This window comes from uncultured Microbacterium sp. (assembly GCF_937927635.1).
Classification (GTDB): Bacteria; Actinomycetota; Actinomycetes; order Actinomycetales; family Microbacteriaceae; genus Microbacterium.
Map to the genome: position 1 here is coordinate 182,123 of NZ_CALBRW010000017.1, position 13,247 is coordinate 195,369.

The 13,247-nt window shown below is 69.4% G+C and carries 7 protein-coding genes and 1 tRNA gene; 1 reads left to right on the forward strand and 7 read right to left on the reverse strand.

Annotation, left to right across the window (positions count from 1 at the left end; genetic code table 11):
- Positions 1–29: 29 nt before the first annotated feature.
- The gene (locus Q0568_RS07530) at positions 30–1,703 is read right to left on the reverse strand and encodes a DUF885 domain-containing protein (protein WP_298864744.1); all 1,674 of its coding nucleotides are present in this window, start codon (positions 1,701–1,703) and stop codon (positions 30–32) included.
- 59 nt (positions 1,704–1,762) lie between these two features.
- Positions 1,763–4,402 (reverse strand): DNA polymerase I, encoded by a 2,640-nt coding sequence (gene polA, locus Q0568_RS07535; RefSeq protein ID WP_298864747.1) that lies wholly within the window; start codon positions 4,400–4,402, stop codon positions 1,763–1,765.
- 45 nt (positions 4,403–4,447) lie between these two features.
- On the opposite strand from polA, the gene Q0568_RS07540 reads away from it, so the two are divergent.
- Positions 4,448–4,888: a hotdog fold thioesterase gene (locus tag Q0568_RS07540; RefSeq protein WP_298864750.1), complete on the forward strand. Its 441-nt coding sequence runs from the start codon at positions 4,448–4,450 to the stop codon at positions 4,886–4,888.
- A gap of 51 nt (positions 4,889–4,939) precedes the next feature.
- On the opposite strand, the gene Q0568_RS07545 is transcribed toward Q0568_RS07540, so the two are convergent.
- The 5 genes from Q0568_RS07545 to gltB form a co-directional block, all read right to left on the reverse strand.
- Complete coding sequence (locus tag Q0568_RS07545) at positions 4,940–5,557, reverse strand: response regulator (RefSeq protein WP_298864753.1); 618 nt, start codon at positions 5,555–5,557, stop codon at positions 4,940–4,942.
- 23 nt (positions 5,558–5,580) lie between these two features.
- Positions 5,581–5,664: transfer RNA gene (locus Q0568_RS07550), tRNA-Leu, on the reverse strand.
- A gap of 62 nt (positions 5,665–5,726) precedes the next feature.
- Positions 5,727–7,175 (reverse strand): pyruvate kinase, encoded by a 1,449-nt coding sequence (gene pyk, locus Q0568_RS07555; RefSeq protein ID WP_298864756.1) that lies wholly within the window; start codon positions 7,173–7,175, stop codon positions 5,727–5,729.
- 56 nt (positions 7,176–7,231) lie between these two features.
- Entirely contained in the window at positions 7,232–8,698 is a 1,467-nt protein-coding gene (locus tag Q0568_RS07560) for a glutamate synthase subunit beta (RefSeq protein WP_298864759.1), read from the reverse strand.
- Positions 8,691–13,196, reverse strand: a complete 4,506-nt coding sequence (gltB, locus tag Q0568_RS07565; protein WP_298865253.1) for a glutamate synthase large subunit — start codon at positions 13,194–13,196, stop codon at positions 8,691–8,693. The genes Q0568_RS07560 and gltB overlap by 8 nt, the downstream gene beginning before the upstream one ends.
- Positions 13,197–13,247 lie beyond the last annotated feature (51 nt).

A 13,247-nucleotide genomic window follows, 5' to 3' on the forward strand; every position in this document is an offset into this window, starting at 1 on the left:
ATTGCGCCGCTGAGAGTCGTGCGCCGCGATCAGCCGAGGAACACCGAGCGCAGGGTGTCCAGACCCACGCCGCCCAGGTCGAGGGCGCGCTTGTGGAAGTCCTTGAACGAGAACGCCTCGCCCTGCTGCTCGCGCACGGCGTCGCGCACCTGCTCCCAGATGCGCTGTCCGACCTTGTACGAGGGCGCCTGACCCGGCCATCCCAGGTAGCGGTTCACCTCGAACTGGCGGAACTCGTCGGGCATGTTCACGTTGCGGCGCATCATGTCCAACGCGTAGTCGTGGTCCCAGACGCCGTCGCCGTCCAGACGCGGCTTGCCCAGGTGCACGCCGATGTCCAGCACCACGCGCAGCGCGCGCATGCGCTGGCCGTCCAGCATCCCGAGCCGATCGGCCGGGTCGTCCAGGTAGCCCAACTGCTCCATGAGGCGTTCGGCGTACAGCGCCCATCCCTCGGCGTGGCCCGAGGTCCCCGCCAGCACGCGCCGCCAGGTGTTCAGCTCGGCGCGGTTGTAGGTGGCCTGCGCGATCTGCAGATGGTGGCCGGGAACGCCCTCGTGGTAGACCGTGGTCAGCTCGCGCCAGGTGTCGAACTCGGTCACGCCCTCGGGCACGGACCACCACATGCGTCCAGGGCGGGAGAAGTCGTCGGTGGGGCCGGTGTAGTAGATCCCGCCCTCCTGCGTGGGGGCGATCATGCACTCCAGTTCGCGGATCTGCTCCGGGATGTCGAAGTGGCTGGCGCCCAGGTCGGCGATGGCCTTGTCGCTGGTCTCCTGCATCCAGCGCTGCAGTGCCTCGGTGCCGTGCAGCTTGCGCGACGTGTCGGCCTCGAGATGTGCGACGGCTTCCTCGACGCTCGCGCCGGGGAGGATCTCATTCGCGATCGACTCCTGCTCCGCGATCATGCGGGCCAGCTCCTCACGGCCCCACTCGTATGTCTCGTCAAGATCGATCGTGGCGCCCAGGAAGCGTCGTGAGTTCAGCGCGTACAGCTCGCGGCCCACAGCATCCTGCTCGGATGCGGCAGGCGCCAGCTCACCGGTGAGGAAATCGCGCAGCTCGTCGTACGCCACCCGCGCCGCGCCGGAGCGGTCGGCGAGCTCCTTCGCGAGGGATGCCGGCAGCTGGCCCTCCTCGGGAGCGGCGTCGGCGACGAACGAGGCGAAGAAGCCGTCGTCGGCGGTGTAGCGGGCGATCTGCGTGGCGACCTCGGTGACCTGGCGCCGGGCGGGCACGACGCCCTGGCGGATGCCCTCGCGCAGTGTCTGCGTGTAGCCCTTCAGCGCCGCGGGGATCGCCGACAACCGCTCGGCGACGACGCTCCAGTCGTCGACGCTCGCGGTCGGCATGAGGTCGAACGCCTGGCGGAAGTCCTGCGGTGCGGAGGCGATGACATTGAGCTCGCGCAGGTGCCAGTTCGCCTCATGCAACTCGATCTGCAGCCGCAGCTCGGCCGACAGGTCGGTCTTGGTCACGCGGTCGATCTCGTCCGCCGGCTCCAGCGCGTCCAGCTCTGCGAGGGCCGCACGGGCGGCGTCGACCGAGCGCTCCTGACCCTCCAGGCTGAGATCGTCGAGCCTTCCGTTCGCCTCGTTGCGGCCGATGTAGGTCGCCAGCGTCGGAGACAGATCGACGAGGGTGTCCACCCAGCGCTCGGCGACCTGGTCGATCGCGGAGGGGGTGCGGCGTTCAGCAGTCATGGACTCGAGCCTAGCGCCGCGCCCTTCGACGAGCCCAGAGACCCAGGCAGAGGATCGGCTCAGTGCGCCGCCTCGTTCCAATCGCGCCCGCGGCCGACCTGCACGTCCAGCGGCACCGTGAGATCCGCCGCACCGGACATCCGATCGCGGACGATGCGCTCGGTGGCATCCCACTCCCCCGGCGCGATCTCGACGACCAGCTCGTCGTGGATCTGCAGCAGCACGCGTGATCGGAGACCCGCCTCGCGCAGGTCGGAGTGGATGCGGAACAGAGCGATCTTCATGATGTCTGCGGCGCTGCCCTGTATGGGGGCGTTCAGCGCCGCACGCTCGGCGTTCTCCCGCAGCACGCGGTTGGGGCTGGTGAGGTCGGGGAACGGACGGCGGCGGCCGAAGATGGTCTCGGTGTAGCCGTCCTCCTTGGCCTGCAGCACCGAGGCGCGCAGGTAGTCGCGCACGGCACCGAAGCGGGCGAAGTACTCGACCATGAGCTGCTTGGCCTCGGACTGCTCGATGCGCAGCTGCTTGGACAGGCCGAACGCCGACAGTCCGTAGACCAGGCCGTACGACATCGCCTTGACCTTGGTGCGCATGTGAGCGGTGACCTCGGACGGCTCGACGCCGAACACGCGGGAACCCACGAAGCGGTGCAGGTCCTCACCGGTGTTGAACGCCTCGATCAGGCCCTCATCACCCGACAGGTGCGCCATGATGCGCATCTCGATCTGCGAGTAGTCGGCGGTCAGGAGGGTCTCGTACCCCTCGCCCACCTGGAACGCGCTGCGGATGCGGCGGGACTCCTCGGTGCGCACGGGGATGTTCTGCAGGTTCGGGTCGGTGCTGGACAGGCGCCCCGTCTGGCTGCCGGTCTGCACGTAGGTGGTGTGGATCCGCCCCTCCGCGCCGATCGCGACGTCCAGCGATTCGATGATCTGACGCAGCTTGGTGGCCTCGCGATGCTGCGAGAGCAGCTCGAGGAACGGATGCGGGTCCGCGGACTTCTCCTGCAGGTCGGCGAGGGATGCCGCGTCCGTGGAGTACCCGGTCTTGGTCTTGCGGGTCTTCGGCAGCTGCAGGTCCTCGAACAGCACCTCCTGGAGCTGCTTCGGCGAGCCCATGTTGAACTCGCGCCCGACGAGCTGGAACGAGGCGGCGGCGAGAGCATCGGCGCGCGCGAGCAGCTCGCCCGAGAAGCCGGTGAGCACCTCGTGCGAGACGGCCACGCCCGCCACCTCCATGTCGGCGAGGGCCGCCAGGGTCGGGAGCTCGATGTCGACCAGCACCCCCGCCACCGGCTCGGGCATGGCGTCGCGGATGGCAGCGGCGGTGCGGAGGGTGAACCACGACTCCTGAGCGGGCGTGGCGCCGTCGTGCTCGGGGACCAGCTGTGTCGGGTCGGCCTCGGGGAGCTTCTCGTCGAGGTAGCGGGTCACCAGGTGCGCGAGCGTCTTGTCGGGGAAGCTCGGGCGGATCAGCCAGCCGGCCAGCAGCGTGTCATAGGCCAGGCCGCCCAGGCGGATGCCGGCGTGCAGCAGCGCCTTCACCTGCGGTTTGGCGTCGTTGAGCACCTTGGCAGCATCCGACTCCAGCCAGGGTCGCAGTGCCGCGGCCATCTCATCGTTCCAGTCGCCCTCCCGCAGCTCGGCGACGGTGGCGGCGCCCACGCGTGTGATCGCGTTTCCGTTGCGCACCAGCGTGAGACCGACCTCGCCGGCCTGCGCGGCCAGCCACGCGGCCAGTTCGGATGCGGCCGACTCGACGGCATCCGGCAGTGCGACGGCGGGCTCATCGTGCACGGGCTCGTCACCGGCGCCCACAGCGTCGAACACGCGCGGCAGGAGCGTGCGGAACTCCAGGCGCGCGAAGATGTCGCGCACGGCCTGCGCATCGATGGGGGCGACGGCCAGGTCGGCGGGTCCGACGGGAAGCTCGACATCGGTGAGCAGGCGGTTCAGGCGCCGGTTGCGCCTGACATCCTCGATGTGCTCGCGGAGGTTGCCGCCGACGACGCCCTTGATCTCGTCGGCGCGCTCCAGCAGCTCGTCGAGCGTGCCGAACTGGGTGAGCCACTTCACGGCGGTCTTCTCGCCCACCTTCGGCACCCCGGGGAGGTTGTCACTGGTCTCGCCGACGAGCGCGGCGACGTCGGGGTACTGCGCGGGCTGCACGCCATAGCGCTCCTGCACCGCGGCGGGGTCGTAGCGCTTGAGCTGGGAGACGCCCTGCACCGAGGGGTACAGCAGCGTGACCTCGTCGTTGACCAGCTGGATCGAGTCGCGGTCGCCGGAGACGACCAGCACGTCGAACCCCTGCGCGGCGCCCTGAGACGACAGTGTCGCGAGGATGTCGTCGGCCTCGATGCCCTCCTTCGTGAGCACGGGGATCGACATGGCGGCCAGGCACTCCTGCAGCAGCGGGATCTGGCCGCGGAACTCCTGCGGGGTCTCCGACCGGGTGCCCTTGTACTCGGGGTACTCATCGGTGCGGAACGAGTGCCGCGACGTGTCGAACGCGATGGCCATATGAGTGGGCTTCTCGGCCTTGATGAGATTGACCAGCATGGACAGGAAGCCGTAGATGGCGTTGGTGTGCTGATCGTCCCTGGTCGTGAAGTTCTCGACCGGAAGGGCGAAGAACGCCCGGTACGCGAGCGAGTGGCCGTCGACGACCATGAGGGTAGGCTTTGCGGAGTCCGTCACCCTGCCAGCCTAACGAGCACGACGGACACTCGCCGAGGAGGACGCATGACGGACCAGGCCCAGAGCACGGACCAGGCTCAGATGACCAGCATGGAGTGGGCCACGCAGCGCGGAATGGGCGCGCTGGCCTCGAAGATGGGCATCGTCTTCACCGAGCTCTCGGTCGAGCGGTGCGTGGGCACCATGCCCGTCGAGGGCAACACCCAGCCGGTCGGGCTGCTGCACGGCGGCGCCTACGTGGTGCTGGGCGAGTCGCTGGGCTCCACCGCCGCGAGTCTGCACGCCGGTGCGGGGCGGCTGGCGGTGGGCGTGGACATCAACGCCACGCACACCCGTTCCGCCACCTCCGGCATCGTCACCGCGGTGTGCACGCCGATCCACCTCGGCCGCACCATGACCGTGCACGAGATCGCCGTCAGCGACGATCAGGGGCGTCGCTGCTCGACGATCCGCATCACGAACCTCATCAAGACTCTTCCGGCCTGAACGGAGAAGGCCCTGCCGCGTGGCAGGGCCTTCCAGGTCAGTGGATCGCGCTCACTTCTTGGGCGCGAGCTGCTCGATGATCGCCTTGGCGACATCCTGCATGGTCAGGCGGCGGTCCATCGACGCCTTCTGGATCCAGCGGAACGCCTCGGGCTCGGACAGGCCCATCTTCTCGTTCAGCAGCCCCTTGGCGCGGTCGACGAGCTTGCGGGTCTCGAAGCGCTCGACCATGTCGGCGACCTCGGCCTCCAGCGTGATGATCTGCTCGTGACGGGCCAGTGCGATCTCGATCGCGGGCAGCAGGTCATTGGGCGTGAACGGCTTGACCACGTACGCCAGGGCGCCGGCCTCGCTGGCGCGCTCGACGAGCTCCTTCTGGCTGAACGCGGTCAGGAGCACCACGGGCGCGATGTTGGCCTTGTGCAGCTTCTCGGCGGCGCTGATGCCGTCCAGCTGGGGCATCTTCACGTCCATGACGACCAGGTCGGGGCGCAGTTCGGTGGCCAGCTGCACGGCGGTCTCGCCGTCGCCGGCCTCGCCGACGACATCGAAGCCGTTGTCGCGGAGGATCTCGACGATGTCGAGGCGGATCAGCGACTCATCCTCGGCGACGACGACGCGTCGCGGAGCGGATGCCGTGGGCTGTTCAGGCTGTTCTACGTCAGTCACGGGATAAATCCTATCTGTTCACCTGGTGCCGGCGGCGGGACTCGAACCCGCACGTCTTTCGACAAAGCATTTTGAGTGCTCCGCGTCTGCCATTCCGCCACGCCGGCCCGGATCGACTTTAGCGCACGCGAAAGGGGCGAGCCCGCAGGCCCGCCCCTTTCCGAACGTCTCAGGCGCGGGTCTTGTAAACCGGCGCCGCTCCGCCGACGGCATCCCCGACCTTGTGGACGCGGATGTCGTTGGTGGAGCCGACGATCCCGGGAGGGGAACCCGAGATCACGACGACCTTGTCGCCTTCTGCGGCGAGGCCCGTCCCGAGCAGGTAGTCGTCCACCTGGTGGAACATCGAGTCGGTGTGCTGCACCATCTCGACCAGCGTCGAGCGGATGCCCCAGGTCAGCGCCATGCGGCGCTGGATGCCGGGCTCGGGCGTGAACGCCAGCATCGGGATGCGCGAGCGCAGCCGCGACAGGCGCCGAGCCGAGTCGCCGGACTGGGTGAACACGCAGAGGAACTTCGCGTCCACGAACTCGGCGACCTCGAGGGCCGCGAGAGTGATGGCGCCGCCCTGCGTGCGGGGCTTGTTCTTCAGCGGTGCGATGCGCTCGAGTCCGTGCTCCTCCGTGGACTCGATGATGCGCGCCATGGTCTCCACGACCACCACCGGGTACTCCCCCACGCTGGTCTCGCCGGAGAGCATCACGGCGTCGGCGCCGTCGAGGACGGCGTTGGCGACATCCGAGGTCTCGGCGCGCGTGGGGACCGGGCTGGAGATCATCGACTCGAGCATCTGCGTGGCGACGATGACAGGCTTGGCGTTGCGGCGGGCCAGCTCGATCGCGCGCTTCTGCACGATCGGCACGGCCTCCAGCGGCAGCTCCACGCCCAGGTCGCCGCGGGCGACCATGATCGCGTCGAACGCGTTCACGATCTCCTCGAGCGCGTCGACGGCCTGCGGCTTCTCGACCTTGGCGATCACGGGGACGCGCACGCCCTCCTCAGCCATGATCTCGTGCACACGGTCGACATCGGCGGCGTTGCGCACGAACGACAGCGCGATCAGGTCGGCGCCGGCGCGCAGGCCCCAGCGCAGGTCGGCCTCGTCCTTCTCACTGAGCGCCGGGACGTTGACCGCGACGCCGGGCAGGTTGATGCCCTTGTTGTTGGAGACGGCGCCGGCGACGACGACCCTCGTGGTCACGACGGTGCCGTCGGTGGACACCACCTCCACGCGCACCTTGCCGTCGTCGATCAGGAGGAAGTCGCCGGGCTTGACGTCCTGCGGCAGGCCCTTGAACGTCGTGCCGGAGATCTCCTTGTTGCCGAGGATCTCCTCGGTGGTGATCTTGAAGATGTCGCCGACGGCCAGCTCGTACGGCCCGTTCTCGAACTTGCCCAGACGGATCTTCGGCCCCTGCAGGTCGACCAGCACGGCCACCGCGCGTCCGGCATCCTCCGCCGCTCTGCGCACGTTGGCGTAGTTGGTCTCGTGCACGGAGTAGTCCCCGTGGCTGAGGTTGAGTCGCGCGACGTCGACTCCGGCCTCGATCAGTGCACGGACCGTTTCATAGGTCGAGGTTGCAGGCCCGAGGGTGGCCACGATTTTGGCGCGTCTCAACGGCATCTCCAGGGTGAGAGGAACAGGGGGATCATGGCGACGTTGCCGCGCTCAGCCTACGCGGGCTGGACACGGAGCGCGACATCCGTTGCACTCACGGGTGTCGGCAGCGCGGTGTCGCCCATCAGGTCGTGGTCGATCGATGCGGCCGCGGCGCGGCCCTCGGCGATCGCCCACACGATGAGGGACTGTCCGCGTCCGGCGTCGCCGGCGATGTACACGCCGGGCTCCGAGGTCGCGAACCGGCCGTCACGGCGCAGTCGGCCGCCCGCACTGACGTGAGCGGCGCCCTCGTGGGCGATCGTGCCGGTCTCCGGTCCCGTGAAGCCCATCGCCAGCAGCACGAGCTCGGCGGGGATCTCCCGCTCCGTCCCGCTCTGCGGCACGCGGCGGCCGTCGACGAATGCCGTCTCCGCCACGCGCAGGGCGCGCAGCGCACCGTGCTCATCGGAGAGGAATTCGACCGTGGACGCCAGGTAGGTGCGCTCCCCGCCCTCCTCGTGCGAGGACTGCACCTCGAACAGTGTCGGCTGGGTGGGCCACGGCTGGTCGTCGCTGCGCTCATCGCCCGGGCGCCTGCCGATGGCGAGGCTGGTGACGCTCAGGGCGCCCTGGCGGTGCGCGGTGCCGATGCAGTCGGATCCGGTGTCGCCGCCGCCGATGACGACGACGTGCTTGCCCTCGGCGGTGAGCTGATCCGGGACCGCATCTCCGGCGACGGCGCGATTGGACTGCACCAGGTAGTCCATGGCGAAGTGCACGCCGGGGAGGTCGCGGCCCGGGATGGGCAGGTCGCGCGGCACCGTCGCACCCGTGGCGATCAGCACGGCGTCATAGCGGGCGCGCAGGTCGCTCCACGACAGGTCGACGCCGATCTCCACGCCGGGGCGGAAGCGCGTGCCCTCCGCCTCCAGCTGCGCCACGCGGCGGTCGACGAGGTGCTTCTCCATCTTGAAGTCGGGGATGCCGTAGCGCAGCAGTCCGCCGATGCGGTCGTCCCGCTCGTACACCACCACGGTGTGCCCCGCCCGGGTCAGCTGCTGGGCGGCGGCGAGTCCGGCGGGACCGGACCCGACCACGGCGACGGTCCTGCCGGTCAGCCGCTGCGGGGGCTGCGGGGTGATCCAGCCGTTCTCGAAGGCGTAGTCGGCGATGGACTGCTCGATGTGCTTGATCGTCACCGGCGGCTGATTGATCCCCAGCACGCAGGCGCTCTCGCAGGGAGCGGGGCACAGCCGCCCGGTGAACTCCGGGAAGTTGTTCGTGGAGTGCAGCCGCTCGATGGCGGCCTCCCCCTCGTCGCGCCAGGTGAGGTCGTTCCACTCCGGGATCAGGTTGTGCAGCGGGCACCCGGAGTGGCAGAACGGCACACCGCAGTCCATGCAGCGGCTCGCCTGCCGGCGCAGCACCGTGCGGTCGGTGTCCTCGTAGACCTCTTTCCAGTCCATGATCCGGACGGGAACGGGTCGGCGAGCCGGAAGCTCGCGCTGGGTGGTCTTCAGAAAACCCCTCGGGTCAGCCACGGGTCACCTCCAGGATCCGGGTCCAGATCTCCTCGCCGTCGGGGTTCTCCCCGGCGGTGCGCGCATCGCTGCGCAACTGCTGCACGGCCGCGTAGTCGCGAGGCAGCAGCTTGACGAACGCGGTGCTCATTCCGTCGGCATCCGCGAGCAGAGCGGATGCCAGAGCCGACCCGGTCCGCTCGGCGTGCTCGGTGAGCAGGTGGGTGAGCAGCTCCACGTCCTCGGCATCCGGCGCAGACAGCAGCAGCTCCCCGCTCGCCAGCGCCGCCGTGTTCAGCTGCGACTCCTGCAGGTTCCGCACGTAGGCCACGCCACCGGACATCCCGGCGCCGATGTTGCGCCCGCTGGTGCCGAGGATCACCGCGACGCCGCCGGTCATGTACTCCAGCGCGTGGTCGCCCACGCCCTCGACGACGGCGGTGGCGCCGGAGTTGCGCACCAGGAAGCGCTCCCCCACGACGCCGGAGATGAACAGCGAGCCGCTGGTCGCGCCGTAGCCGATGACATTCCCCGCGATGACGTTGGACTCCGGCTCGAAGACGGCATCCCGCGGCGGCCGGATCACGATGTCACCTCCGGAGAGGCCCTTGCCCACGTAGTCGTTCGCGTCGCCTTCCAGGCGCAGCGTGATACCGGCGGGCAGGAAGGCGCCCAACGACTGCCCCGCGGTGCCGCGCAGCGTGATGTCGATGGTCTCCGACGGCAGGCCGGCTCCCCCGTACCGGGCGGTCACGTGATGCCCGAGCATGGTTCCCACCGCGCGTTCGGTGTTGTGGATGGGCAGGTCGATGCGCACCGGGTCGCCGTGCTCGAGCGCGTCGCCGCTGAGGGCGATGAGCTGAGTGTCGAAGTGCCGGTGCAGCTCGTGATCCTGGGCGCGGCCGCTCTTGCGGGGCTCACCGGCGGGGAACGCCGGTCCCTCGAGGATGGGCGACAGGTCCAGGCCGCTCGCCTTGCCGTGCCGGATGGCCGCATCCGCGCGCAGCAGCTCGGTGTGCCCGATGATCTCGTCCAGAGAGCGGAATCCGAGAGCCGCGAGATGCTCGCGCACCTCCTCGGCGATGAACTCCATGAAGTTGACCACGAACTCCGGCTTGCCGGTGAAGCGGGAGCGCAGCAGCGGATTCTGCGTGGCGACGCCCACCGGGCAGGTGTCCAGGTGGCAGGCGCGCATCATGATGCAGCCTGAGACCACCAGGGGCGCCGTCGCGAAACCGAACTCCTCCGCGCCCAGCAACGCGCCGATGATCACGTCGCGGCCGGTCTTCAGCTGCCCGTCGACCTGCACCACCACGCGGTCGCGCATGCCGTTGAGCATGAGCGTCTGCTGGGTCTCGGCCAGCCCCAGCTCCCACGGCGTGCCGGCGTGCTTGAGCGAGTTCAGCGGGCTCGCGCCGGTGCCGCCGTCGTGCCCGGCGACGAGGATGACGTCGCTGAGGGCCTTGGCCACACCGGCCGCCACCGCACCGATGCCGGACTGGCTCACCAGCTTCGTGTGGATCCTGGCGGCGGGATTGGCGCGCTTGAGGTCGTAGATGAGCTGCTTGAGGTCCTCGATCGAGTAGATGTCGTGGTGCGGCGGCGGGGAGATGAGACCCACTCCGGGCGTCGCGTGCCGGGTCTGGGCGATCCACGGGTACACCTTCTGCGGCGGCAGCTGCCCGCCCTCGCCGGGTTTGGCCCCCTGTGCGAGCTTGATCTGCAGGTCGGTCGCCTCGGTGAGGTACTGGCTGGTGACGCCGAACCTGCCGGAGGCGACCTGCTTGATGGCGCTGCGGCGCTCGGGGTCGACCAGGCGGTCGGGATCCTCGCCGCCCTCCCCGGTGTTGGACTTGCCACCCAGGCGGTTCATCGCGATGGCGAGGGTCTCGTGGGCCTCCTGGGAGATCGAGCCGTAGCTCATCGCCCCGGTCGAGAACCGCTTGACGATCGCGCTGACGGGTTCGACCTCGTCGAGGGGCACGGCGGGCCGCTCCCCCGTGCGCAGCTCGAACAGACCGCGGATGGTCTTCAGCTCATGCGACTGGTCGTCGACGAGCTTCGTGTACTCGCGGAAGATGTCGTAGCGGCGCGTGCGCGTGGAATGCTGCAGGCGGAACACCGTCTCGGGGTTGAACAGGTGCGGTGAGCCGTCTTGGCGCCACTGGTACTCGCCGCCCGTCCACAGCCGTTCGTGGGCGCGCGGAGCGGAGTCCTCGGGATAGGCGAAGTCGTGCCGCGCCTGGTTCTCGGCGAACACGTCCTCGATCCCGATGCCGCCGAGCTTGGTCTCGGTGCCGGTGAAGTAGGTGTCGACGAGCTCCTGGCTGAGGCCGAGCGCCTCGAACACCTGGGCGCCCGCATAGGAGGACACCGTGGAGATGCCCATCTTCGACATGATCTTCAGCACGCCCTTGCCCAGCGCGTGGATGACGTTGTGCACGGCCTGCTCGGGCGTGATGCCGGTGATGTAGCCGGTGCGCACCAGGTGCTCCACGGTCTCCATCGCCAGGTACGGATTCACCGCGGAGGCGCCGTAGCCGATGAGGGTTGCCACGTGGTGCACCTCGCGCACATCGCCGGCTTCGACGATGAGTCCCACCTTCATGCGGTTCTCGCGACGGATCAGGTGGTGGTGGACGGCGGCGACCATGAGCAGCGACGGGATCGGGACCAGGTCCTTGTTGGAGTCCCGGTCGGAGAGGATCAGCAGTTCTGCACCGCGCGCGATGGCGGCATCCGCCTCGGCGCACATCTGATCGAGCCGCTCCGCGAGCGTCTGCGGGCCGGCGTCGAAGTGGTAGAGACCGCGGATGACCGCACTGGAACGGCCGGGCAGCGCCCGGTCGATGTGGCGGATCTTGGCGAGCTCGTCGTTGTCGATGACCGGGAAGTCCAGGCTCACCGTCCGCGCGTGGTCCGGCCCCCACTCCAGCAGGTTGCGCTCCGGGCCGAGGCCCAGGCGCAGGCTGGTGACGACCTCCTCGCGGATGGCGTCCAACGGCGGGTTGGTGACCTGCGCGAACTGCTGCACGAAGTAGTCGAACAGGAGCCGCGGACGGTCGGCGAGAGCGGCGATCGGCGTGTCGGTGCCCATCGCGCCGAGGGGCTCGGCGCCGTTCTGGCCCATCGGCGTGAGAAGGATGCGCACCTCCTCCTCGGTGTAGCCGAAGGTGCGCTGACGGCGGGTGATGGATGCCGCCGGATGCACGATGTGCTCGCGCTCGGGCAGATCCGCCAGGCGCACGGCGCCCTCGTCGAGCCATTCCTGCCACGGGTGCAGGGCGGCTAGATCGCGCTTGATCTCGGCGTCCTCGACGATGCGGTGCTGCTCCATGTCGACGAGGAACATGTGGCCGGGGCGCAGCCGGCCGCGGCGCTTGATGCGCTCGGGGGCGAACTCCAGCACCCCGGTCTCGCTGCCGATCACGACGAGTCCATCGGTGGTCTCGGTCCAGCGCCCGGGGCGCAGGCCGTTGCGGTCGAGGGTGGCGCCCACTTGCGTGCCGTCGGTGAAGATGAGCGCCGCGGGGCCGTCCCACGGCTCCATCTGACCTGCGTGGTACTCGTAGAACGCACGCAGGTCGGGGTCGAGGCCGGTCTGCTTCTCCCAGGCCTCCGGCACCATCATCATGACGGCGTGCGGCAGGCTGCGCCCGGTGAGCGTCAGCAGCTCGAGCACCTCATCGAAGGAGGCCGAGTCGCTCTCGCCCTCGGTGCAGATCGGCAGCAGCGGAGCGATCTCGCCGAGCAGCTCCGAACCCAGCTGGGACTGCCGGGCGCGCATCCAATTGCGGTTGCCGCCGATCGTGTTGATCTCGCCGTTGTGCGCCAGCAGACGCAGCGGCTGCGCGAGCGGCCAGGACGGGAACGTGTTGGTCGAGTAGCGCGAGTGCACGACGGCCAGCTCCGAGGCGAACAGCTCGTCCTGCAGATCGGGGTAGAACGGCTCCAGCTGCAGCGTGGTGACCATGCCCTTGTACCCGAGAGTGCGCGAGGACAGCGAGACGAAGTAGGCGTCGAGCTCGTGGGCCGCACGCTTGCGCAGCCGGTAGGCGACGCGGTCCAGCGCCAGACCGGACAGATGGCCGGGCGCGGTCAGGAACAGCTGCTCGAAGGCGGGGCGCGCCTCGTCGGCCAGCTTGCCCAGGTGCTCGTTGACGGTGGGCACCTCGCGCCAGCCGAGGACCGTGATGCCCTCGTCGGCGGCGATGCGCTCGATGCCGGCCTTCTGCTCGCGGCGTGCGCTCGACTCCCTGGGGAGGAACGCGAGGCCCGCGGCGTACTCGCCGAGCGGGGGGAGCTCGAAATCTGTGACCGAGCGGAGGAACTCGTCCGGCATCTGGGTGAGGATGCCGGCTCCGTCGCCGGTGCCGGCGTCAGAGCCGATCGCACCGCGGTGCTCCAGGTTGCGCAGCGCCTGAAGCGCCAGCGCGATGATGTCGTGGCCTGGTTCCCCGCGGAGCGTCGCGACCATGGCCAGGCCGCAGGCGTCCTTCTCGAACGCGGGGTTGTACATCCCCTGCTTCGGGGGGTAAGCGCCGGAGGCGCCGTAGGGAGGCTGGAAGTA

Coding starts and splice junctions, on each gene's coding strand:
- Q0568_RS07530 (WP_298864744.1), bottom strand. CDS start 1,703: ATGACTGCTGAACGCCGCACCCCCTCCGCGATCGACCAGGTCGCCGAG.
- Q0568_RS07540 (WP_298864750.1), top strand. CDS start 4,448: ATGACGGACCAGGCCCAGAGCACGGACCAGGCTCAGATGACCAGCATG.
- gltB (WP_298865253.1), bottom strand. CDS start 13,196: ATGTACAACCCCGCGTTCGAGAAGGACGCCTGCGGCCTGGCCATGGTC.